This is a genomic window from Pseudomonas sp. B414 (assembly GCF_055408445.1).
This window is the reverse complement of record NZ_JBUZTQ010000004.1, coordinates 148,525-171,854: the sequence shown is the minus strand read 5'-3', so window position 1 is coordinate 171,854 and position 23,330 is coordinate 148,525. Positions and strand designations below refer to the sequence as shown.

At 59.4% G+C, this 23,330-nt stretch carries 21 protein-coding genes; 8 read left to right on the top strand and 13 right to left on the bottom strand.

What is annotated here, in order from left to right; translation table 11 throughout:
- Positions 1-144 precede the first annotated feature (144 nt).
- The 4 genes from ACZRMH_RS05465 to ACZRMH_RS05450 all read right to left on the bottom strand — a co-directional run bounded on the left by ACZRMH_RS05465 (position 145) and on the right by ACZRMH_RS05450 (position 5,010).
- The gene (locus ACZRMH_RS05465; protein WP_464012517.1) at positions 145-621 is read right to left on the bottom strand and encodes a glycine zipper domain-containing protein; all 477 of its coding nucleotides are present in this window, start codon (positions 619-621) and stop codon (positions 145-147) included.
- 222 nt (positions 622-843) lie between these two features.
- On the bottom strand, positions 844-3,192 hold the full coding sequence (locus ACZRMH_RS05460) for an FdhF/YdeP family oxidoreductase (protein WP_464012516.1): 2,349 nt from the start codon (positions 3,190-3,192) through the stop codon (positions 844-846).
- On the bottom strand, positions 3,189-4,028 hold the full coding sequence (fdhD, locus tag ACZRMH_RS05455; RefSeq protein ID WP_464012515.1) for a formate dehydrogenase accessory sulfurtransferase FdhD: 840 nt from the start codon (positions 4,026-4,028) through the stop codon (positions 3,189-3,191). Before fdhD ends, ACZRMH_RS05460 begins: the two co-directional genes overlap by 4 nt.
- Positions 4,029-4,122: 94 nt before the next feature.
- Complete coding sequence (locus ACZRMH_RS05450; RefSeq protein ID WP_464012514.1) at positions 4,123-5,010, bottom strand: LysR family transcriptional regulator; 888 nt, start codon at positions 5,008-5,010, stop codon at positions 4,123-4,125.
- Between the two features lie 104 nt (positions 5,011-5,114).
- Between ACZRMH_RS05450 and lysM the strand changes: the two genes are divergently transcribed.
- The gene (gene lysM / locus ACZRMH_RS05445) at positions 5,115-5,555 is read left to right on the top strand and encodes a peptidoglycan-binding protein LysM (protein WP_464012513.1); all 441 of its coding nucleotides are present in this window, start codon (positions 5,115-5,117) and stop codon (positions 5,553-5,555) included.
- A gap of 127 nt (positions 5,556-5,682) precedes the next feature.
- Here lysM and yrfG read toward each other — a convergent pair whose 3' ends face one another.
- Positions 5,683-6,345, bottom strand: a complete 663-nt coding sequence (gene yrfG / locus ACZRMH_RS05440) for a GMP/IMP nucleotidase (RefSeq protein WP_464012512.1) — start codon at positions 6,343-6,345, stop codon at positions 5,683-5,685.
- An 87-nt stretch (positions 6,346-6,432) separates the two neighbouring features.
- Between yrfG and nudE the strand changes: the two genes are divergently transcribed.
- Together nudE and cysQ are read left to right on the top strand one after the other, a co-directional pair.
- Entirely contained in the window at positions 6,433-6,999 is a 567-nt protein-coding gene (nudE, locus tag ACZRMH_RS05435) for an ADP compounds hydrolase NudE (RefSeq protein ID WP_464012511.1), read from the top strand.
- Positions 6,996-7,823 (top strand): 3'(2'),5'-bisphosphate nucleotidase CysQ, encoded by an 828-nt coding sequence (gene cysQ, locus ACZRMH_RS05430; RefSeq protein WP_464012510.1) that lies wholly within the window; start codon positions 6,996-6,998, stop codon positions 7,821-7,823. Before nudE ends, cysQ begins: the two co-directional genes overlap by 4 nt.
- A 113-nt stretch (positions 7,824-7,936) precedes the next feature.
- Here the strand turns inward: cysQ and ACZRMH_RS05425 are convergent, their stop codons facing one another.
- From ACZRMH_RS05425 to rfbB, 5 genes are all read right to left on the bottom strand, one after another.
- Positions 7,937-8,392 carry a thioesterase domain-containing protein gene (locus ACZRMH_RS05425; RefSeq protein ID WP_464012509.1) on the bottom strand — a complete coding sequence of 152 codons (456 nt, stop codon included), beginning with the start codon at positions 8,390-8,392 and terminating at the stop codon, positions 7,937-7,939.
- Between the two features lie 12 nt (positions 8,393-8,404).
- Positions 8,405-9,796, bottom strand: a complete 1,392-nt coding sequence (locus tag ACZRMH_RS05420) for a sigma-54-dependent transcriptional regulator (RefSeq protein WP_464012508.1) — start codon at positions 9,794-9,796, stop codon at positions 8,405-8,407.
- Complete coding sequence (locus ACZRMH_RS05415) at positions 9,793-11,607, bottom strand: sensor histidine kinase (RefSeq protein ID WP_464012507.1); 1,815 nt, start codon at positions 11,605-11,607, stop codon at positions 9,793-9,795. The genes ACZRMH_RS05420 and ACZRMH_RS05415 overlap by 4 nt, the downstream gene beginning before the upstream one ends.
- A gap of 312 nt (positions 11,608-11,919) precedes the next feature.
- Complete coding sequence (rfbD, locus tag ACZRMH_RS05410; RefSeq protein WP_464012506.1) at positions 11,920-12,813, bottom strand: dTDP-4-dehydrorhamnose reductase; 894 nt, start codon at positions 12,811-12,813, stop codon at positions 11,920-11,922.
- Positions 12,810-13,892 (bottom strand): dTDP-glucose 4,6-dehydratase, encoded by a 1,083-nt coding sequence (gene rfbB / locus ACZRMH_RS05405; protein ID WP_464012505.1) that lies wholly within the window; start codon positions 13,890-13,892, stop codon positions 12,810-12,812. The genes rfbD and rfbB overlap by 4 nt, the downstream gene beginning before the upstream one ends.
- A 281-nt stretch (positions 13,893-14,173) precedes the next feature.
- Between rfbB and aguA the strand changes: the two genes are divergently transcribed.
- Positions 14,174-15,280 carry an agmatine deiminase gene (aguA, locus tag ACZRMH_RS05400; protein WP_464012504.1) on the top strand — a complete coding sequence of 369 codons (1,107 nt, stop codon included), beginning with the start codon at positions 14,174-14,176 and terminating at the stop codon, positions 15,278-15,280.
- An 80-nt stretch (positions 15,281-15,360) separates the two neighbouring features.
- Here the strand turns inward: aguA and ACZRMH_RS05395 are convergent, their stop codons facing one another.
- On the bottom strand, positions 15,361-17,433 hold the full coding sequence (locus ACZRMH_RS05395; RefSeq protein ID WP_464012503.1) for a TonB-dependent receptor: 2,073 nt from the start codon (positions 17,431-17,433) through the stop codon (positions 15,361-15,363).
- A gap of 256 nt (positions 17,434-17,689) precedes the next feature.
- Here ACZRMH_RS05395 and ACZRMH_RS05390 point away from each other — a divergent pair, with 256 nt between their 5' ends.
- From ACZRMH_RS05390 to ACZRMH_RS05375, 4 genes are all read left to right on the top strand, one after another.
- Positions 17,690-18,385: a DsbA family protein gene (locus ACZRMH_RS05390; protein WP_464012502.1), complete on the top strand. Its 696-nt coding sequence runs from the start codon at positions 17,690-17,692 to the stop codon at positions 18,383-18,385.
- Positions 18,386-18,635: 250 nt separating this feature from the next.
- On the top strand, positions 18,636-19,919 hold the full coding sequence (locus tag ACZRMH_RS05385) for an OprD family porin (protein WP_464012501.1): 1,284 nt from the start codon (positions 18,636-18,638) through the stop codon (positions 19,917-19,919).
- A 218-nt stretch (positions 19,920-20,137) separates the two neighbouring features.
- Positions 20,138-20,503 (top strand): type II toxin-antitoxin system RelE/ParE family toxin, encoded by a 366-nt coding sequence (locus ACZRMH_RS05380; RefSeq protein ID WP_464012599.1) that lies wholly within the window; start codon positions 20,138-20,140, stop codon positions 20,501-20,503.
- A complete protein-coding gene (locus tag ACZRMH_RS05375; RefSeq protein WP_464012500.1) occupies positions 20,496-20,816 on the top strand; it encodes an XRE family transcriptional regulator in 321 nt (106 codons plus the stop codon). Before ACZRMH_RS05380 ends, ACZRMH_RS05375 begins: the two co-directional genes overlap by 8 nt.
- Before the next feature lie 106 nt (positions 20,817-20,922).
- Here ACZRMH_RS05375 and dsdC read toward each other — a convergent pair whose 3' ends face one another.
- Both dsdC and dsdA read right to left on the bottom strand, forming a co-directional pair.
- Positions 20,923-21,867, bottom strand: coding sequence for a DNA-binding transcriptional regulator DsdC (gene dsdC / locus ACZRMH_RS05370; protein ID WP_464012499.1), 945 nt, complete (start codon positions 21,865-21,867; stop codon positions 20,923-20,925).
- Positions 21,868-21,950: 83 nt separating this feature from the next.
- Positions 21,951-23,297 carry a D-serine ammonia-lyase gene (gene dsdA, locus ACZRMH_RS05365; protein WP_464012498.1) on the bottom strand — a complete coding sequence of 449 codons (1,347 nt, stop codon included), beginning with the start codon at positions 23,295-23,297 and terminating at the stop codon, positions 21,951-21,953.
- Between the last annotated feature and the right edge of the window lie 33 nt (positions 23,298-23,330).

The following is a 23,330-nucleotide window of genomic DNA, read 5'->3' as shown; positions in this document are numbered from 1 at the left end:
GACTTGGGGATTGTGAATTTTACCGGTACATGCAGATTGCATGATCAACGCCAAAACAGGCGGGCGTAATGCATTGAAACAATTTGCCGGGGGAGGGAGGTCCAGGCAAAAAAAACGGGAGCCTTGCGGCTCCCGTTGTGCACATCAGTCGTCGTGACGATGTTTGTTTTTGCGGTGGCCGTACGCATGGCCACGGCCGGGGTGGCCATCACGGTAGGAGCGACGGTTATCACGATCACGGTAGCGGCGATCGTCGCTGTCGCTTTTATTGCCCATATAGTTGCCCAGCGCGCCACCGGCACCACCGCCAGCGGCCGAGCCAACCAGGGCACCTGTGCTGCCGCCGACACTGCGGCCCAGCACGTTACCGCCTGCAGCACCCAGCGCGCCGCCAATGGCTGCTTCGCCACGGCTGCGTTTGTCGGCACCCACGGCACTGCCTGCCGCGCCGCCTACACCTGCACCAATTGCAGAACCGGTCGAGCCGCCGAGCTGTTGGCCAACAACGGCGCCAAGAACCCCGCCCAATGCGCCGCCTACACCGGCTTCGGTGGTGCCACCGGCCGAGGCTACGCCACTGACCAGGCCAAGGGACAACAAGAGAATCGAGGTGAGCTTCATGGATGAGCCTCAAAGAGATGACGGCGCGATCCTGAGGCTGGAGAGGGTTGGTGACAATCGAAATCCGACGAGTAACACGAGTTGTACACAATTACGTAAGTTGTTGTTTTTACAATGGAACTTATTGTGTTTTTGCGGGTCTGTTAGCTAGTTCGGTCAGGCCGTTTCCGTAGGGGAGCGGCCTTTTTTGTGTCTGGGATTTGAAGAGCCCACATAGGTATCTCAGCCAGTTTTTGCCATGATCAACGCCGAGGGACTGGCCGCCTCCAGGCAAATCGCCACGAACTTCGACGTAGGCGTATGGCTGCCATCCCCCGTGCTTTCCAGCGGCACCAGCGGGTTCACCTCAGGGTAATAAGCTGCAGCCTGTCCGGCAGGTATATCAAACGCCAGCAGGGTGAAGTTTTTGACCCGACGCTCATGGTTGTCATCCCAGATCGATACGATGTCGACTTTCTGCCCCGGCTTGAAGCCCAGGCGGATGATGTCGGCTTCGTTGACGAACAGCACATCACGCTGGCCTTTGACCCCCCGATAGCGATCATCCAGACCATAGATGGTGGTGTTGTACTGATCGTGGGAGCGCATCGACTGCATGATCAGATCGGGCAACTGGCCGGTGGCGCGGGTGCGGGCATCCACCAGGTCTTGTGGCAGCACGTTGGGGCGGAAGTTGGCGCGCTGCGAAGGCGTGTTCCACTGCCGTGCTCCGGCCGAGTTGCCCAGATAGAAACCGCCAGGGTGCTGGATGCGGGTGTTGAAGTCCTTGAAACCGGGGATGGTATCGGCGATCAGCTCGCGAATGCGTCGGTAATCGCCGACCACCCAATTCCAGTCAATCGGCTGAGTTCCCAGGGTGGCAGCAGCAATACCGGCAACGATCGAGGGTTCGGAGCGCATCTGGTTCGACAGCGGCTGCAACTGGCCATTTGAGTCGTGGACCATGCTGAACGAGTCTTCCACAGTCACTGCTTGCGGGCCTTCGGCCTGGATGTCGATATCGGTACGGCCCAGGCACGGAAGGATCAGTGCCTCCTTGCCGTGCATCAGGTGGCTGCGGTTGAGCTTGGTGCTGATCTGCACGGTCAGTTCGCAATTGCGCAGTGCCTGCGCGGTGCGTGGGCTGTCCGGGGTGGCCTGGGCGAAGTTGCCGCCCAGGCCGATAAATACTTTGGCGCGGCCTTCGAGCATGGCGTGGATGGCTTCCACCACGTTGTGGCCATTTTCACGCGGTACCTCGAACTGGAAGCGACGTTCCAGGGCATCAAGGAAGGCCACCGGCGGGCGTTCGTTGATACCCATGGTGCGGTCACCCTGCACGTTGCTGTGGCCGCGCACCGGGCACAGGCCTGCGCCCGGTCGGCCGATATTGCCGCGCAGCAGCATCAGGTTGGCGATTTCCTGAATGGTCTGCACCGAGTGCCGATGCTGGGTGATACCCATCGCCCAGCACATGATCACGTTCTTGCCCTTGAGGTACATGCGGGCGGCACGCTCGATCTCCACCAGGGTCAGGCCAGACTGCTCGACCAGGTGTTCCCACGAGGTCTCATCGAGGCTGCAGATGTAGTCGAGAACGCCGGCAGTGTGCTCGTTCAAAAAAGCGTGGTCGAACACGGCCGGTTCGCCTGCGGCCTGGGCATCGCGCTCCCACTGCAAGAGAAACTTGGCCATGCCGCGCAACAGCGCCATGTCGCCGCCCAGTGCCGGGCGCAAGTAGGCGGTATTGGTCGGGCGATCGCCGTTGGTGAGCATTTCCAGCGGGTGCTGCGGGTGCTGGAAACGTTCAAGACCGCGTTCTTTAAGCGGGTTGACACACACCACCTGAGCACCGCGCTTTACCGCTTCACGCAGAGGTTCAAGCATGCGCGGGTGGTTGGTGCCGGGGTTTTGCCCCAGCACGAAAATCGCATCGGCGTGCTCGAAATCATCGAAGGTCACGGTGCCTTTGCCCACCCCGATGCTTTGTGCCAAGGCCACGCCGCTGGCTTCGTGGCACATGTTCGAGCAATCCGGGAAGTTGTTGGTGCCAAACGAGCGCACAAACAGTTGATACAGATACGCTGCTTCGTTGCTGGCCCGGCCCGAGGTGTAGAACTCGGCTTCGTTGGGGCTGGCCAGGTTGAGCAGGTGCCTGGCGATCAATGCAAATGCGGCGTCCCAGCTAATGGGCGTATAGCGGTCGGTTTGCGGGTCATAGCTCATTGGCTCGGTCAGGCGGCCCTGATATTCCAGCCAGTAATCGCTTTGCTCAAGCAGTGCGCTGACGCTGTGTTTGGCGAAAAACGCAGCATCGACCCGACGTTTGGTCGCTTCCCAGTTCACCGCCTTGGCGCCGTTCTCGCAGAATTTGACCAGGCCGCTTTCTGGCGAGTCGCCCCAGGCGCAGCCAGGGCAGTCGAAACCGCCGTTCTGGTTGGTCTTGAGCATCATGCGCAGGTTTTTCAGCGCGTTGTCGCTGGTCAACCAGGCCTGCGCCACACTGATCAGCGCGCCCCAGCCACCGGCCGGGCCTTTATAGGGCTTGTAGCGGGGAGTCGGGGTTTTGTCGGCTTGATGGTGAAGGCTCACGGTTGGCTCTCCTGCGCGGGGCTGTACACCCGGGGTGCGCTTTTTTGTGGCAGATGAATAAGGTTGAGGTTGTGCCGCCGGGCCCATTGCAGCGCCAGGCCCGTGGGCGAGGACAGGCTGATGAGGGTCTGGATGCCGGCGCGCAACACTTTTTGAATCAGTTCCAGGCTGCAACGGCTGGTGACAATCGCTGCACCGCCAGTCAGGTCGATGTTTTGCCGTACCAGCGCACCGATCAACTTATCCAGGGCGTTGTGTCGGCCAATGTCTTCGCGGCCCATCAGCAACTGGCCATGACCGTCCATATAAACGGCCGCGTGTACTGCGCCGCAGTGCTGGCCCAAGGGTTGGAAATCACTGATGCGCTGGCGTAGGCCTTCCAGCCACTGTGCAGGTGGCAGCGGCGCACCTGGCAACACCTTGAGATCAGGCAGGGCCTGTTCCACCGCTTCTACGCCGCACAGGCCACAGCCGCTGGTGCCGGCCAGTTGGCGGCGTTGCTGTTTGAGGTTCCAGAATGCGCGGCTGGCGATTTCGACCTGTGCGTATTGGGCCGAACCTGCACCCGTCAGCTTGAGATCATAGATTTCGCTGGGGTCTTGAATGATGCCGCTGCCCAGGCTGAAACCGACGATAAAGTCTTCAAGGTCTGTGGGCGTGACCAGCATGACGGCCTGGCTGATGCCGTTGTAGGCAATCGCCAGTGCGACCTCTTCGGCCAGGGCGGTTGGCGCGCCGCTGCTGTGGTCCAGGTTGACGTAGTCATAGGTCTGGCTGGCAGCAGGCGCGGGCGCAGCAGTAGCAGGCGCCGCGCACAGGGGGCGCTTGGCGTTCATAGGGCGATACCGACAATCAATTGAGCCTTAAGCCTAGGCGCGACACAGTGTCGCGTCTAATCGTCAGTGCTGATCTATTGATAGATGGCGTCGATCAAGAGGTGGTTAGCGATTTCTGATAGAACGCAAAACAGGCTTCGGCCAGAGCCGAGCGCGGGGCTTCGCGGCGCATGATCAAGCCCAGGCGGGCCAAGGTGTGGGCGTCTTCAATGGGATGCAGGCGCAGATGGTCAGTCAGGGCTTCCAGCCCGCCCTCAAGGGGCATCACCGCGCAGCACAAGCCGCCGTGCACAGCTTGTAACAGTTGATGAACGGCATCGGTTTGCAACAGGGGTTGTGGCGTCAGGCCACGGCTGTGGAAGTTGTGGTCGATGGACTGGCGAAAGTGCATGCCGCTGCTGAGTAGACCCAGCGGCAGGGCGATCAGCGCTTCCCAGCTCAGGGGCTGGTCGCCAAAGTTGAAATACCGTTGGTCGTACAGCAAGCCCATGCGGGTTTCGCCCAAGGCGAGGGAGTCAAAGCGTTCCTGGTCGAGACGCTCAAGGTAGGACACGCCCAGGTCCAGCTGGTTGCTGGCCAGTTGTTCGAGGATTTGCCCGGAACTGAGCGCCGACAGCTCGAAGCGCAACTCGGGATGTTCCTGATGCAGACGCTGCAACAAAGGCAGCGGGTCAAAGCTCGACAGCGGCACGACCCCCAGGCGCAGGGTGCCGATCAGATTGCCCCGACAAGCGGCAGCTTCTGCCAGCAGGCCATCGTAGGCGGCCAGTACGGTACGGGCCCAGGCCAGTACCCGCTCGCCGGGGGCGGTGAAGCTTTCGAAGCGTTGGCCGCGATTGACCAGTTGCAAGTCCAGCTCCTGCTCAAGGCTGCGCAAGCGCATGGACAAGGTTGGCTGGGTGATATGGCAGCGGGCGGCGGCCTGGCCGAAATGACGGGTTTCATCCAGGGCAATGAGGAATTTCAGCTGTTTGATGTCCATCGTCGCTCCAGGCGCAATTCAGTGGGCGATTCTAGCGTGCTTGCTTGCGCCCATGATGGTCTACGCTCATGGATCTGGATATTCCAACCCTAGGAGCGTGAAGGATGAGTATTTTTAGCTTTGTAAAAGAAGCCGGTGAAAAGCTGATCGATCTGCTGACACCGGGCAATGCCAATGCCAGCGAAGAACTCAAGAAGCACGTACAGGAAGTGGGCCTGGGCAATCCCAATATCACCGCCACCGTTGACGGTGACAAAGTGACGGTCAGTGGTGAAGTGGCCACCCAGGAAGAGAAAGAAAAAATCATTCTGGCGGCGGGCAATATCGCAGGCGTGGCCAGTGTTGACGACCAGATCACCGTGACCGGGCCGACCGTTGTAGCTTCGCGCTTTGTGGTGGTGAAGAAGGGCGACACCTTGAGCGCGATTTCGCTGCAGGTCTATGGCAACGCCAATCTGTACAACAAGATTTTTGAAGCGAACAAGCCGATGCTCAAGGACCCGAACAAGATCTACCCGGGGCAGACGCTGCGTATCCCGGAGTAAGCCGATTTTACCTTGTGGCTACTTGTGGGGGCGGGCTTGCTCGCGATGCCAGCAGCGCGGTTTTCCAGATGAACCGCGCTGGGGGATTATCGCGAGCAAGCCCGCTCCCACATTAATGAATGGGTGATCACAACCCTTCCAGCAGCTCGCGATAATCCCCCAGCGCGGCAAATTCCTCGGTGTCTTTCGGGCCTTTTTTGCTGTCAGGCTGTTGGACGGCCAACAAGTGGGCCACGCCAAATTTTTGCGCACTGCGCAGAATCGGCAAGGTGTCATCGATAAACAGGCTGCGCGCCGGGTCAAAGCCGATATCGGCTTGCAAGGCATCCCAGAAGGCCGGGCTTTCCTTGGGGAAACCGTAGTCGTGGGAGCTGATCAAGCGTTCAAAATACGGTGCCAGTTCGATACGCTCCATCTTCAATGACAACGAATCACGGTGTGCGTTGGTGATCATGATCACCCGCTTGCCTGCCTGTTTGATCGCGGCCAGAAAGGTATCGGCGTCGGGGCGCAAGGCAATCAGATGAGCGGTTTCCAGCTTGAGTTCGCGTACCGGGATCTTTAGCTCCTGGCTCCAGAAATCCAGGCAGTACCACTTCAACTGACCGGCATTGCCCTCGAACAGCGGCGTCAGCTCCAGGTCGGCCATGGCCCGGCTGATGCCATGCAGTTCGGCATAGCGCTGGGGCAGATGTTCGAGCCAGAAGTGATTGTCGTAGTGCAGGTCGAGCAGCGTGCCGTCCATGTCGAGCAGCACGGTATCGATGTCGCGCCAAGGTAAAACGGTCATGCAAAACTTCTCCCACAGTGAAAAATTTCCGACACAGACAATCGGAAAAGCCGAGGTATAGTACCCCGTTCATATTGAGGAGCCGCTATGCGCCAAAAACCCACCGTACTTGCCCGTGAAATTGTTGCCAGTAGCCGATTGTTTCGGGTTGAGGAAGTGCAGTTGCGCTTCTCCAATGGCGTTGAGCGCACTTACGAGCGGCTGGTGGGGCGCGGTAACGGTTATGGCGCGGTGATGATTGTGGCCATGATTGATGCCGAGCACGCGATTCTGGTCGAAGAATACTGCGGCGGCACCGATGAATACGAAGTGTCGTTGCCCAAGGGCCTGATCGAGCCGGGTGAGGATGTGCTGGCCGCCGCTGAGCGCGAGCTGAAGGAAGAGGCCGGTTACGGCGCCCGTCAGCTTGAGCATTTGACTGAGCTATCGCTGTCCCCCGGCTATATGAGCCAGAAAATTCAGGTGGTGTTGGCCAGCGATCTGTATGAAGCCCATCTGGAAGGCGACGAGCCGGAGCCGATGCGCGTCGACAAGGTCAACCTGCGCGAGCTGTCGAGCCTGGTGCTCAACCCGCAATTCAGCGAGGGTCGCGCCCTGGCTGCGTTGTATCTGGCCCGTGATCTGTTGACCCAGCGCGGAGTGTTCCAGCCGTGAGTACATTGCCCCATCCCTTGCTTGAAGGCGTTATCACTCTGGCTCACGCCGCTGGCGCCGCGATTCTGCCGTTCTGGCGCGCGGGTGTTGAAGTCACCGCCAAGGCCGATGATTCGCCGGTAACCGCCGCTGATCTGGCAGCGCACCATATTTTGCTCGATGGCCTGACGGCGCTGGATCCGAGCATTCCGGTGCTTTCGGAAGAAGACGCCAATATCGCGCAAAGTGTACGCGCCGGTTGGACGCGCTGGTGGCTGGTTGACCCGCTTGATGGCACCAAGGAATTTATTTCGGGCAGTGAAGAGTTCACCGTCAATATTGCGTTGATCGAACAGGGCCGTGTGGTGTTTGGCGTGGTGTCCATGCCCACCAGTGGTCGTTGCTATTACGGTGGCGCGGGTTTGGGGGCATGGCGGTCGGAGGGTCATAAGGTTGTGCCCATCAGCGTGCGCAACACGCCGCCTGCGGGCGAGGCCCTGACTGTGGTTGCCAGTCGTCGCCACTCCAGCCCCGAGCAGGAGCGCTTGCTGGCCGGGTTGAGCGCGCACTTGGGTGAGCTGCATCTGGTCAGCGTGGGCAGTTCGTTGAAGTTCTGTTTGCTGGCTGAAGGGGCGGCCGATTGCTATCCACGGCTGGCGCCGACTTCGCAGTGGGATACCGCAGCCGCACAGGGTGTACTGGAAGGTGCGGGTGGTGTGGTGTTGCAGCTTGATGGTGAGCCGTTCAGTTACCCGGCGCGTGAGTCGTTGCTCAATCAGTCGTTTTTGGCGCTGCCGGCGCAGGCGCCTTGGCGTGAAAAATTGCTGGATCTGGCACAACACTAATCTTCATCTGTGGGGGCTTGCTCGCGATGCAGGCGCTGCGGTCTTTCAGTTAAACCGCGGCGATGCCATCGCGAGCAAGCCCGCTCCCACAATAATCAGTAGAGCCCACCAAATCAGCGATGCAACACATACTGCCCGCTGAACTTCACTGCATCTTCCCCGCCCTTGGCATTGATTACCCGCGTGTCGAGGGTCAATCGCGCACGGCCGTGGCGTTTGTACATGGCCAAAAACTTGCTCCAGGCCTCATCTCCTGGCGCATCACACAGGGCAATAGCGTCCTGGGTCACGGGCAGCGGGTAGCTGATATGGCCCTCCTGAATCACGATATGCCCGTCTTCGATACCCGCTTCACGCAGGCTCAAATGCAGCCAGCCCCAGCCCGCCAGCACCGCGCCGCAGTACAGGCTGCCGCCGAACATGGTGCTCTTGTGGTTGATATTGGCCTCAAGGGGCATTTGCAAGCGCAGTTGCCGGCCCTGCCAACTCAGTACAGTAAGGCCCATTTCACGGGTCAGCGGGATGTCGTGATGAAGCACTGACTCCAGATAACGACTGTCGCGGTTCATGCAATGGCCTCTTTAATCAAGTTCATCTGGGTGAGGAGCGCTGGCGCTATCAAAATTCAGCCCGTGCTTGCGCAGTTTGTCGTGCAAGGTTTTACGCGGCACGCCCAGGGCTTCGGCCAGGCTGCGCATGGAGCTGTGGGTGCGTTCAAGCTCGGCGGCGATCAGGCTTTTTTCAAAGTGCTCGACTTGTTCGCTCAGCCCCCCCGATATCCCATTGCCAACCGTTGGTTGATCTTCAGGCGAGTTGTCCAATGCCAGCTCAAGACCCAGGGCAAAACGCTCGGCGACGTTTTGCAGCTCACGCACGTTGCCCGGCCAGGTGTGGCGCAATAGCAGAGATCGTTGCGCCGGTTGCAGCACGTTGGGAGTCAGGTCGTGGCGCACGCTGGCTTCGCCGGCAAAGTAGTCGAACAGCATCAGCACGTCTTCACCCCGCTCACGCAAGGGGGCAATGCGCAGGGGCGCCACGTTGAGGCGGTAATACAGGTCGGCCCGGAAGCGGCCTTGATCGGCGGCCTGGCGCAGGTCTTCCTTGGTGGCGGCGATCACGCGGATATCCAGCGGGATCAGTTGATTGCCACCCAGGCGCTCGACCACGCGTTCTTGCAGCATGCGCAGCAATTTGACCTGCACATCCAGGCTCATGCTTTCGATTTCATCGAGAAACAAGGTGCCGCCATTGGCGAATTCAAACTTGCCGATACGGCGCTTTTGCGCACCGGTAAAGGCGCCTGGTTCATGGCCGAACAACTCGCTTTCAACCACCGATTCGGCCAGTGCCCCGGCATTGATTGCCACAAAGGGGCCGTTACGCCGTGCGGACAAATCATGCAGCGCCCTTGCGACCACTTCTTTGCCGGAACCGGTCTCGCCCAGGATCAGTACGTCGGCCTTGGTCGCCGCCAGCGCGCCAATTTGCTCGCGCAGACGCAGCATGGCCGGTGATACCCCGACCAGCCGCGAACTCAGCAACTGGCGATCACTCAGCGCCAGGCGCAGGCTGCGGTTGTCCAGCACCAGGGCGCGCAAGGCCAGGGCCCGGCGCACGCTGTCGAGCAGCGCGTCGCTGGCAAAAGGCTTTTCGAGAAAGTCATAGGCACCTGCGCGCATGGCCTGCACCGCCAGCGGGACATCGCCGTGGCCGGTGATCAGTAGCACCGGTAACTCCGGATCCTGGCCGTGCAGTTGCGTCAGGAGTTCAAGACCGTCCATACCCGGCATACGGATATCACTGACCACCACGCCCGGCCAGTCTCGCCCGATACGCCCGGCCAGGCCGTTGGCTTCGGCCAGCGGCAACACCTTGAGCCCGGCCAGATCCAGTGTCTGATAGAGGGCCTGGCGCAGGTGCGGGTCATCATCGATCAGGATCACCTGAACATGCGGATCGATTGGCTGGCTCATGACCTGGCGTCCTCTGAAGCTTGCAAGCTCACGCCCGGCGCACCTGCGCGCAGGCGTAAGGTAATTAAAGCACCGCCTTCCTTGTGGTTGGCGAACAACAACTCGCCACCAAAGGCACGGATCAGTGTGTCGCAAATGGCCAGCCCCAGCCCCAGCCCCTGTGTGCGGGTCTTGGTGGTGTAGAACGGCTCACCGGCGCGGCCCAACGCTTCCATGCAAAAGCCCGGGCCGTTGTCGCGAATGTACACAGTGACGCCTTCCGGGGTCGATTGGGCACTTAGCCACAAACGTCGGGGCGGGCCTTTTTCGGTCAAGGCATCGAGAGCGTTGGCCAGCAGGTTGCCCAGTACCTGGCGCAAGCGCGTTTCGCCGGCTTCAACCCACAGCGTGGCGGCGGGCAAATCACGGATCAGCTCCACTTCCATGCTGCGCCGACGCTTGGCCAGCAATGCCAGGGCATCGTCCAGCGCCGGTTGCAGGGCGACGCTTTCCGGGGCGTGGCGATCGCGGCGGGCGAAGGCGCGCAGGTGGGCAATAATCGAAGACATGCGCCCGGTCAGTTCGTTGATCAGTTTGAGGTTGCCCCGTGCATCTTCGATGCGCTGGTGATCAAGCAGTACTTCAGCGTTCTCGGCATAACTGCGAATGGCTGCCAGCGGCTGGTTGAGTTCGTGGCTGATGCTCGCGGACATGGTGCCCAAGGCTGACAATTTGCCCGCCTGCACCAGGTCGTCCTGGGCGCGCACCAGTTCCTGTTGCGCATGTTCTCGCTCCAGCACTTCTTCACGCAGGCGCCGGTTGAGCCCTTCCAGGTCGCTGGTGCGCTCGGCGACGCGCATCTCCAGTTCCCGGCGGGCCTTGGCCTCGAATGCGATGCGGTCCAGGTAATGGCGCCGACGCTGCATCATCAAGCCGATCAACAGCATGACCACCAGCAAGGTGGCGCCACCAATGGCCACTACGGTGCGTACCGAGCGGTCGATCAATGTGCGCGGTGCAAGAATGTTCGCCTTCCAGCCGGTTTCGTCGATGGTTTGTGTCTGCACCAGCCAGGCACTGGGGTCGAGCGCCAGGGGTTTGGGGTCGCGGGTCGGGTAGGGGAGGATGGCGAAAATCGCCTGGCGTTCTTCCTCGGACAGATCGCGGGTGGACCTGAAGCGCCATTCCGGGCGCGAGGTGAGGATGACCACGCCATTGCTGTCGGTGAGCAACAGTTGTTCCGGTGTTTTGCCCCAGAGTCGCTCGGTGTGATCGAGGTCGACCTTGACCACCAGTACGCCAAGCTTTTGGTTGTCTACCTCGACCGGTGCTGCAAAGTAATAGCCGCGCTTGCCGGAGGTTGTGCCCTGGCCGAAAAAGCGCCCGAGCTTGCCTTGCATGGCCTCGCTGAAATAGGGACGGAAGGCGAAGTTGCGTCCGATAAAGCTGTCACTTTTGTTCCAGTTCGAAGTCGCAATGGTGTCGCCATGCGCATCCACCAGGTACATGACTTCAGCGCCGGTCTGGCTGGTGATTTCGCTGAGCAACTGATTGGCTTTACTCAGGGCTTGCGGGCTTTCCGGGTTTGCCAGCAGTTCGCGCAGGTCAGGCAACTGGCCGAGAATCTGCGGCAGCACTTCATAGCGGTGTAGCGTACCCAACAGGTTGGCGACGTACAGGTCGAGGGTCTGGTGGTTTTGCCCGGCCAGTTCACTGCGGTAATAACGCTCGGCCAGGTGTTGCAGCGGCCATAACAAAGGCGCGAGGCACAAGGCCAACAAGGCCAGACTGCGCCAGCGGGGTCTGCGAGGAACTGAGGTGGAGGTGATCATCGGAAAACTGCGCCGCAAGAGTACGACGCAGTATACCCAACCCTATCTCGGTGGGAGCAGGCGACGCAAAACCTGTGGGCTGGCTTGCCTGCGATGCCTGCGATGCCTGCGATGCCTGCGATGCGGTCTGTCAGGCAAACCGCAGTGATACCATCGCGAGCAAGCCCGCTCCCACAAATGATCTTGCAGATGCCGGACTGGGGAACACCACAAAACCTGTGGGAGCAGGCTTGCCTGCGATGGCATCGACTCGGTATGACTGCAACACCGCGTGCATCGCGATCAAGCCCGCTCCCACAATGGAGATTGGCGTTAGTCTTGTTGCTCGGCCACGCACTCACGCAAGGCTTCGCGCCAATCGGCCTGGGTGACGCGCCATTCGCGGGCCAGGCGGCTGCAATCCAGGCGCGAGTTCTGTGGCCGTGCCGCAGGCGTCGGGTAGGCGCTGGCCGGTATCGGTTCCAGTGTCGCGCAGGGCTTGCCTTGGGCACTCAGGTGCTCGGCAATGGCCTGGGTAAAGCCAAACCACGAGGTTTCGCCCTGGGCGGTCAGGTGGTATGTGCCCCAGGCCCCGGCGTCACCCGCCTGCCAGCGCTCGATCAGGGCGCGAGTGCTCTGGGCAATGGCCCCGGCCCAGGTCGGCGCGCCGATCTGGTCCGCCACCACGCGCAGTTCCGAGCGCTCTTGCAGCAGGCGCTGCATGGTCAGCAGGAAGTTTTTGCCGTGAGTCGAATACACCCAGCTGGTGCGCAGGATCAGATGCGCAGCACCTGTAGCCGCGATGGCCAGTTCGCCCGCCAGTTTGCTTTTGCCATACACGCCCAGCGGGTTTGTGGCGTCGTCTTCGGTGTAGGGCGCAGGCTTGCTGCCATCGAACACATAGTCGGTGGAGTAGTGGATCAACGGAATGCCCAGAGCTGCCGCTTCTTCAGCCAAGACACCGGGGGCGATGGCATTGATCGCAAACGCCAGTTCCGGTTCGCTTTCGGCCTGATCCACGGCGGTATGGGCTGCGGCGTTGATGATCAGGTCAGGCTTGTGTGCGCGCACTTGAGCGCGGATTTGCTCGGGCTGGCTCAGATCAAGCTCATCACGGCCCAGCACAATCAGTTCGCCGAGGCCGGCCAGGCGCTTTTGCAGTTCAACCGCCACCTGGCCGGTTTTACCGCTGATGAGGATTTTCAATGGAGCTGCTGCGTCAGTCATGCAATCAGGTCCTTGGGATCGGTATTGCCCAGGCGCTCGCCTTGATAGCTGCCGTCTTGAACACGGCGGCACCAGTCGAGGTTGTCCAGATACCACTGCACGGTTTTGCGCAGGCCGGTTTCGAAGGTTTCTTCGGGTACCCAGCCCAGCTCGCGTTCGATTTTGCTGGCGTCGATTGCATAGCGCTGGTCGTGGCCCGGGCGGTCCTTGACGAAGGTGATCAGGTCGGCAAATTGGGCCACGCCCGCTGGACGCTCGGGGGCCAGCTCTTCGAGCAGCGTGCAAATGCCGCGCACTACGTCGATATTCTTTTGCTCGTTGTGGCCGCCGATGTTGTAGGTCTCGCCCACCACGCCTTCGGTCGCGACTTTGAGCAGGGCACGGGCGTGGTCTTCGACAAACAGCCAGTCACGCACTTGCAGGCCATTGCCATACACCGGCAACGGTTTACCCGCCAGGGCATTGAGGATCACCAGCGGGATCAGTTTTTCCGGGAAGTGGAACGGCCCGTAGTTGTTCGAGCAGTTGGTCAGCAGCACCGGTAAGCCGTAGGTGCGGTTCCAGGCGCGGACCAGATGATCGGACGCCGCTTTGCTGGCCGAGTACGGCGAGCTTGGCGCGTAAGGTGTGGTTTCCGTGAACAGGTCGTCGACGCCGTGCAGGTCGCCATACACTTCGTCGGTGGAAATATGGTGGAAGCGGAATGCGCTTTTTTCCGGCTCGGGCAGGGCCAGCCAGTAAGCGCGTGCCGCCTCGAGCAGGCTGTAGGTGCCGACGATATTGGTCTGGATAAAGTCCGACGGGCCGTCGATGGAGCGGTCAACGTGGGACTCGGCCGCCAGGTGCATGATCGCCTGGGGCTGGAAGCGCTGGATGATCGCGCTGACCGCGGCCTGGTCGACGATATCCGCCTGGACGAACTCGTAGCGGGTATCGGTGGCGATGCTTTGCAGCGATTCCAGATTACCGGCGTAGGTCAGCTTGTCGAGGTTGAGGACTTCGTGCCCGGTATTTTTGATCAGGTGACGGATCAATGCTGAACCAATAAAACCGGCGCCGCCGGTGACTAAAATGCGCATGTGATGATTCCTTATTCCCTGAAGGCCTTTAAACATATGGCGCATAGCTTGTGGGGATGAGCAGGGTGGTGCAAGTGGGAGCTGTCGGGAATATAAATGAGCAGGTGTAAATACGGATTAATATCCGATATTTGTCGAATAAAGCAGTTGGTGGCCGGATAAAATAATTTTATTACCGATATTTATCGGCTATAAAGGTGCTTGTCGTTGACGCGGTGTAGAGCTGCGTTCACTGTCTTGTTTACTTATGCCACCCCAATCCGACGCTTTCAGGAGTCCAGATGACCACTTTGCACAGTTCGCCGCGCGCTGACGGCTTTTATATGCCTGCCGAATGGGCTGCGCAGACCCAAACCTGGATGATCTGGCCTGAGCGTCCGGACAACTGGCGCCTGGGCGGCAAGCCTGCGCAGGCGGCGCACGCGGCAGTGGCCAAGGCCATTGCGCGCTTTGAACCGGTGACTGTCGGGGTGTCGGCAGCCCAGTATGAAAATGCCCGTGCGCAACTTGATGTGCCGAATATTCGTGTGGTCGAAATGTCCAGCGACGATGCCTGGGTACGCGACAGCGGGCCGACCTTTGTCATCAACGACAGCGGTGAAGTGCGTGGTGTGAACTGGGATTTCAACGCCTGGGGCGGGTTTGACGGTGGTTTGTACTTTCCGTGGAACCGCGACCAGCAAGTGGGCAGCAAGGTGCTGGAAATAGAACGTTGCCCGCGTTACTACACCGAAGGTTTTGTGCTGGAAGGCGGCTCGATTCACGTTGACGGTGAAGGCACGCTGATTACTACGGCTGAGTGCCTGATGAACCGCAACCGCAACCCGCACCTGTCCCGCGAAGAAATCGAAGGCGTGCTGCGTGCAAATCTGGCTGTGGATAAGATTATCTGGCTGCCGGATGGTCTGTTCAATGATGAAACCGACGGCCATGTGGATAACTTCTGCTGCTACGTTGCGCCGGGCGAGGTGCTGCTGGCCTGGACTGACGATGAGCGCGATCCCAACTATGTGCGTTGTCATGCGGCGATGGACGTTTTGGCGACCAGCACGGACGCCAAGGGGCGGCCGTTTGTGGTGCACAAAATGCCGATTCCGGGGCCGATGTACGCCACCCAGGAAGAGTGTGATGGCATCGACAAGGTTGCAGGCAGCCAGGATCGTAATCCTTCGGAACGCTTGGCCGGTTCGTACGTGAACTTTCTGATCGTCAACGGCGGCATTATCGCGCCGAGCTTTGATGACCCGATGGATGCAGAGGCCAAGGCCATCCTGCAGAAAATTTTCCCGCAGCACGAAGTGGTGATGGTGCCGGGCCGTGAGTTGCTGCTGGGCGGTGGCAATATTCATTGCCTGACTCAGCAACAGCCGGCGCCGTTTAAGGCGTAAATGAATCAAAAGTACCCTCACCCTCACCCCAACCCTCTCCCTCAGGGAGAGGGCCAGGGTGAGGGGCTTTTGACTTCAAGTTAAAACTTGTAAGTGCCCGTCATCACCAGACTGCGCGGTTCTCCCGGCATGATCTGTGCCGCACTGGTAGCCGACGCATAGTAATAACGGTCGGTGAGGTTGGTCAGCGCAGCGCTCACGTCCCAGTCTTTTTCGCGAAACCCCGCCAACGCATCCCAGCGCCCGTAACCCGGTAGTACCACGGTGTTCTTGTTGTCGGCATAACGTTGTCCCACCAGGGTCACGCCTGTTTCGGCATACCAGCCCATTTCCGGCTTCCAGGTAATAAACAAGCTGCCATTGTGTTTGGCCACACCGTTGATGCGTTTGCCTTCCAGGCCGTTTTTATCCTTGACCACTGTTGCGTCCTGCAGGCCAATGCCGCCGCGCATGTACCAGTTGCCACCCAGCTTGCCGTTGGCAGTCAGCTCAATACCCCGTGAACGCTGCAGGCCGGAAAGCAGGGTGATGGTCGGGTTATCCGGGTCCGTGGTACGGCGGTTGTAGAGTTCCAGTTCGTACACCGCCAGCGTGGTGCTCAGGCGCTCATCCAGCCAGTCGCTTTTGACCCCGATTTCCTTTTGCTTGGTCAGCTCCGGGCTCAGGTCGTTGGCGTTGCCCGCCGCGCCCGGGGTGATGCCGATCAAACCACCCCCCACCGGGGAGAAGGTTTTGGTCCACGAGGCGTAGAACGAGTGGTCCTGCAACGGGGTCCAGACCACGCCAACGCGCGGGCTGGTACTGTGGCTTTTACGTTCTTCAGTCAGGTTTCTGATGTTGTTGGTGGACTTGACATCAAAGCGGTCATAGCGCAAACCGGCCAGTACTTGCCATTGTTCGTTGAGACGGATCTGGTCCTGCACATACAAGCCCTGGCTCTCGACTTCGGTGTGGTTGTCGCTGAAAAGCGGCATCGTCCCGGTCGGGCGCAGGTTGCGGTCCGGGTTGTACAGATCGACCTGAGGCACGGTTTTGGCTCTGTAAAGCTTGGGGTCGCGGCGCTGGCTGCCAATCTCCAGGCCGGTCAACAAGCGATGCTCCAGGCCAAAGGTGTCGAAGCCGCCTTCGATCTCGAAATTGTTAAAGATATTGCGGGTGGTCATGTCCTGCTGCCAGGCCTGGCGGTCGACTTTGCTGGTTTTCGGATCGTAGCCGGTCAGGTAGGTGTTCTCGAACTCGCTGTCGAGCTTGAACACGCCCAGGGTATGGCGCAGTTGCCAGTTGTCGCTCAGTTCATAGCTCAGGCGCGAGCGCAGGTTTTGGGTCTTGTCGTCGATATAATCATTGCGAGCACCGTAGGTGGTGTCACTGCTGACATCCGCCGGGCGGCCGTTGATGCTTGGGATGCCGCGATCCGGAGTGCGGTTGTAACGGCTGTATTCGTACTGCACCAGCCAGTTCAGGTCCGGGGTGATTTGCCAGCTTATCGACGGTGCGAACAGTTGGCGGTTGCCACTGACATGATCGCGGAAGCTGTTTTTGTCTTCATTGCCCATGTTCAGACGCAGGCTGACGGTGTCGCTGGGGTCTGCACTAAGGTCGGCGTACAGGCTGCGCAAATCTTCGCTGCCGCCCTGAGCCTGAATACTCGACTGGCGCCCGAATTGCGGCATCTTGCTGACGCGATTGATGATCCCGCCCTGGCTGCCACGGCCGTACAGCACGGCTGCCGGGCCCTTGAGCACTTCGATACGCTCGATATTGTGCAGGTCGCGCACGTACTGGCTGTCGTCGCGAATACCGTCCAGATAAAAATCGTTGCTGGCGTCAAAACCACGAATGCGCAGGCTGTCGAAGCGGGTGTCGGCCGTGCTGCTGACGTTGGGGATGCCGCTCAGGGCTTCGCCGATGCTGTTGATCCCGTAATCGAGAACGTTGCTGGTTTTTACCGAATCGATGGCTTGCGGCACATAGCGCGCCGGGGTCGAGGTGCGGGTTGCGGTGGTGACGTCCTTGACCCGAGGGTCATCGGCCTCTGCTTCGCTGGCGCTGATCGACAGCTCCGGGAGCACAGTGGCGGCGTTACTGAATCCGGCGTACAGCAAGGCGCACAGCCCCAGTTTCAAGGGTGTTAAACGGCAGGGGGAAAGCATGGTTGAGAGATATCCGGGCGGTTGAGAGGGTAGTTATATTTTTAGGGCGCGAATGGTAATGGTTCTTGTTACTTAATGTTAAAAATTAGCAATTACACTCTCTGTAAATATGTATCTATTTATTTCTTTGCGCGTGGCGCCTGTCGCAGCTGATTTGCCCGGTTCGCGAAACACACTGAACGTCATACCGGCGTTTTTCCCTGAACGGCACAAGGCTAGGCTGGTGCTCTGATTTATTGATCATCCGGAGCCAGCAATGACCACCACACCTGTCCTGCATTACATCTACGACCCCCTGTGCGGGTGGTGCTATGGCGCCAAGCCACTGATCGATATGGCACGCGGAATTTTGCCGGTAGTGGCCCACGGCGGTGGAATGATGACCGGCGCGCAACGCCAGACGGTGTCGGCGCAACTGCGCGATTACGTGATGCCCCATGACCAGCGCATTGCCCAATACACCGGGCAGCCATTTGGTGAGGCGTACTTCGAAGGTTTACTGCGCGACACCACGGCGGTATTTGATTCGGCGCCGCCGACCACGGCGGTACTGGCCGCCGAGCAATCGGCCGGGCGTGGTCTTGAACTGTTGGGGCGCCTGCAAACGGCGCATTACGCAGAGGGGCGGCGGATTGCTGACAGGGACGTATTGATGGCAGTGGCGGCAGAGATGGGCCTGGACGCTGATGGTTTTCGGCAGGCCTTCGATGCGGCCAGTGGCGATGTGACACAGGCGCACTTCAAGGCCAGTCGAGCATTATTGTCGCGAGTCGGCGGGCAGGGCTTTCCGACCGTGGTGCTGGAGCAGTCCGGTGAGTATCAGTTGGTCGATCTGGGACCTTATCTGGGCAAGCCCGAAGCCTTTGCTGCCTGGCTGCGCCAGCGCGATGGAGTCGCCGGTGAGGGCGCAACCGTTTCAGCGCCAGCCTGTGGTTTGGGTGGTTGCCAGTAATGATTGCTGACACTCGGGTCAAACTTCTGGAAAGTCATGCCAATTAACAAATTTTTCACGAAATTGACACATCGCCTTCACGGCGGCTAGGATTCCCGCCAACGCCTGTGGCGATAAGCCTTACACCATTATCTGAAAGACCTGTACCGAGTCTTCGCGCAGGTCTTTTTTGTTTGTGTGAAGCAACCACCACTCAATGTTTCAGCTTGATACCCACAGAGCGCTTCTATTCAGAAATAAGGAAAATAATATGTTGAACAAACGGATAGGTCTGCTCGCTTTGGGCGTACTCAGTGCTACCCAGGCCATGGCTAACGATCAAGCTGACGCAAAAGGTTTTGTAGAAGACAGCCACCTGAATGTATTGGCGCGTAACGCCTACATCAGCCGTGACTACAAAAATGGCAAACAAGATAAAGCAGAGTGGGGCCAGGGTTTCCTCGGCACGTTCAGCTCGGGCTTCACCCAAGGCACCGTAGGTGTGGGTGTGGATGCTTTCGGCATCTACGCACTGCGTCTGGATGGCGGCCGTGGCAAAAGCGGCGCGGGCGGTATCGACTTCTTCAAGCAGGGCGCCAGCGGCAAAGCGGCTGACGACATCGCCAAAGCCGGCGCTGCAGTGAAGTTTCGCGTCTCCAACACCGTGCTCAAGTACGGCGATCAAATGCCTGCGCTGCCGGTACTGATGTACGACAATTCGCGTCTGATGCCAGAAAGCTTCACTGGCACCCTGTTGACCTCCAAGGAGATCAACGGTCTGGAAATCAACGTCGGTCGCTTCACCGCAGAGTCGCGTAAAAGTGCTGAAGCGCGCGACAGCGGCGACCTGAAAAGCATCAACGTTTTCGGCGGTAGCTACAAGTTCACCGACAACCTGTCGGCGTCCCTGTATGGCTCCGAGATGGAAGACGAGCTGAACAAGCAATACGTGGGCGTGACCTACGCACTGCCGCTGCAAGACAAACAGTCCCTGACGTTTGACTTCAACGGCTACCGTACCCACGTCAAAGAAGACTATGCCCGTGACGTGCTGAAGGTTGACGGCCAGGACAACAAGATCTGGAGCCTGGCAACCACCTACGGCTTTGGCGCGCACACTGTGACCCTGGCTTACCAGAGCAGCACTGGCGAAATCGGCTATCCGTACGGCGGCTATCGCAATGCCGGCGGCGTGGGCGATGGCGGCAACACCATCCTGCTGGCCAACTCCTACTGGTCCGACTTCAACGCCAAAGACGAACGTTCGTGGCAGTTGGGTTATGGCTTCGACTTCGGTGCCGTTGGCATTCCGGGCCTGACCTACAACATCGCCTACGTACGCGGCACCAACATCGACGACGGTTCCGACCGTGGCCGTGGCACCGAGCGCGAAATTTTCAACCAGGCCAAGTACGTTGTACAAAGCGGCCCGGTCAAAGACCTGAGCGTGCGTCTGCGTGGTTCGTGGTTGCGTGTGTCGAACAACGCCAGCGAATACAACGTCGGCGGCAACGAAGTTCGCGTATTTGTTGATTACCCGATCAGCATTTTCTGATGCTACTGACCTGTTAAACAGGTTGGACATCTGAATAAAAAACGCCCCGACTGGTTCGGGGCGTTTTTTTTTAGGCCGGTATCTCCTGATACAGGCTCAGCGTACTTTTACGAAACCATCACTAACACTTGGACTGCCCCGAGTACTGGTTGGCCAGCAACTGAAGGCCATACCATTATTCCCTTGAGATTATATTCCTTGGGTGGCATATTTTGAGTGTGAACTGGGATGTTGAGTACACCGATGAATTTGGCAACTGGTGGGCACGGCTTAGCGAAAAAGAGCAAGTCAGTGTGGCTGCCAGCGTCAAGTTACTGGAGCTCCTAGGGCCGGGCCTGCGCTTCCCCCATTGCAGCGATATCAAGGGTTCACGCTACGGGAATCTTCGCGAGTTGCGTGTGCAGCATGCGGGCCGTCCCTACCGGGTGCTCTATGCCTTTGATCCGCGCCGCTGCGCATTACTGTTGATTGGTGGCGACAAGACCGGGCATGAGCGTTGGTATGAAGAGAATGTGCCGCTGGCGCAAAAACTCTACGACATACACTTGCAAACACTGCTTGAAGAGGGTCAAAAAAATGCCTAAAAAATTCGCTGAGCTTGAGGCGCGCATGGCTCCAGAGGCTCGCGCTCAGGCGCAGGCTTTGTACCGTCAGCATTTGAAGGAAATGCCTTTGCATGAGTTGCGCAAAGCACAGGAGTTGAGCCAGGAGGCGCTGGCTAAAGCATTGAATATCAACCAGGCAGCTGTATCCAAAATGGAGCGGCGCACGGACATGTATATCAGCACCCTGCGTAATTACATTCAGGCCATGGGTGGTGAGCTGGAAATTATTGCGACCTTCCCGGATGGTCAGGTCAAGATCGAGAACTTTTCCGGTTCGCCCACTGCCCGCTAAAACAACAAAACCGCCAGCGCCAGCCAAGGTCCGCCCACGGCCAGCGGGATGATCAGGCGCGGGTTGTCAGGTATCGCAGGCAAGCAGCTCAAAGATGGTCTGCCTGTCATGGTGATGATTCCTGCGCGCACTCGCGCAACCAGTTTATAAACACCTGCAAGCGTTTGGGCACAACGCTGAGTGGGGAGTGGACCAGGTAATAGTCGTAGTGGCCGCACCGGCGGAAATCACCAAAGGGCAGGACCAGTTCGCCACGATCGATACGTTTTTGCACCAGTTGCTGGCGCCCGATGGCGATACCGGCGTGGTTCATGGCCGCGGTCACGCACAGGTCCGAGCAGTCGAAAGTCAGGGTGCGCTTGGGCAGCGAGCCCAGCAGCTCTTGTTGTTCGGCCCACAGCGTCCATTCGGCATCGTAGGCGGCATGATCCCAGGCCAGGGAGTCGTGCAAGGTGGTGCAGTTGGCCAGGTTCTGCGGATTCTCCCAAAGCATATGGCGTTGCGCATATTCCGGGCTGCATACCGGTGCCATTTGCTCACGCATCAGTCGGTGGCTGGTCAGCCCGGGAAATTCGCCGTTAGCGTAGTACAGGGCCAGGTCAATCTTGCGGGTGCGAAAGTCGACATTGTCATTGCCTACGCGCAGGTCCAGTGAAACCAGCGGGTAGCGCTCGATAAAGTCGGCCAGCCGTGGCACCAGCCAGCACTGGGCCACCGAAGGCCTGGCATAGAGTGCAATGGAACCGGCAATTTCCGCTTCGGATGATTGCTCCAGTGCTTCGGACAATTCGCCCATCGCACTCTGGAGGATTTCGAAGATTCGCTCGCCTTCGTCAGTCAGGCTGACCTGACGGGTAAGACGCTGGAACAGCTTCATGCTTAACGCAGCTTCCAGCCGACTGATACGGTGGCTGACGGCGCTGGCGCTCAGGCACAGTTCCTGCGCCGCACGGGCAAAACTCAGATGACGGGCGGCCACCAAAAAAGTATGCAGGTTGGCGAACTGGCTGCTGTTGAGTCTGGAGCTGATTCGCGGAGGCAGGTTGAGCACGACGGTATTCCCTCAAGCCCAAGGCTGACGTCTGGCGGGATGTGGCAATGGCTGCATCTTGCCACATCCCGTTTGCCCGTGAATCAGCCCAGCAACTCACGGCCCTTGGCCAGATAGGCGTCCATTTCGTCAGCAGGCACCATATTGCCGCCTGTTGCCCAGATCAGATGGGTAGCATTGCTCATGGCTTGCGGGTTCAGGCCTGCGCGGGCCAGGTAGCCTTGCTGCTCGCCCAGCACCCGGGCAATGCCCGGCACACCTGCCAATGCGGAAGGCTCGAGGCGCAAGCCTTCGCTGCATTCCATCAGGGCCAGCAGGCTGTACATTTCTTCGTCGCTGACGGTATAGAAACCGTCAAGCATGCGCTGCATGGCTTTACCGACAAAGCCGGAAGCGCGACCCACGGCGAGGCCGTCTGCTGCGGTGACGTTATCGATGCCGAAATCCTGCACGCTGACTTCGTCGTGCATCCCGGTGTACACACCCAGCAGCATGCAGGGCGAGTGAGTCGGCTCGGCGAAGATGCAATGCACGGCATCACCGAAGGCCAGCTTCAAGCCAAAAGCCACGCCGCCGGGAGCGCCACCGACGCCGCAAGGCAGGTACACAAACAGGGGATGCTGGGCATCTACGGTGATTTGTGCCGCGGCGAATTGCTGTTTCAAACGCTCACCGGCCACCGCGTAGCCGAGGAACAGATTGACCGAGTTTTCATCGTCGACGAAATGGCAGGTCGGGTCGGATTCCGCCTGCTGGCGACCCTGGGCCACGGCCACGCTGTAATCGCTTTCGTACTCGACCACCGTCACACCGTGGGAGCGCAGCTTGTCTTTCTTCCATTGCCGGGCATCTGCCGACATATGCACGGTCACCTGAAAGCCCAGCGCTGCGCCCATGATGCCGATCGACATACCGAGATTGCCGGTGGAGCCGACGGCGATTTTGTACTGGCCAAAAAAGGCCCGGGCCTTGTCGCTGTGCAGCAGCGTGTAGTCGTCGTCGAGTTTTAGCAGGCCACCGGCCAGGGCCAGGTCTTCGGCATGCTTGAGCACTTCATAGATCCCGCCACGGGCCTTGATCGAGCCGGAGATGGGCAGATGGCTGTCGCGCTTGAGCCACAGCGCGCCGTTCAGGCTTTGTCCGTAACGCTCGCCGAGCAATGGCTGCAGAAGCGTCATGGGCAGGATATCCGACTCGATAATGCCAGCACTGCCCTCTGTCTCAGGGAAGGCAACCCGCAGGTAGGCAGCAAACCGCCCAAGGCGTGCACTGGCATCGGCCACATCGGCACTGGTCAGGCCTGTATCGGCAAGCGCCTGCGCCACCGGCGCCACCCCAGGGTTGAACCAGGTGGTTTCTTGCAGCGCGACCAGCTCGCGGATCAGCGGGTAGCTGGCGCACCAGTTTTCAAGTGTTCTGCCCAAAATCATGACGTGGTCCTTTAAACGATAAGTCTGAAGATA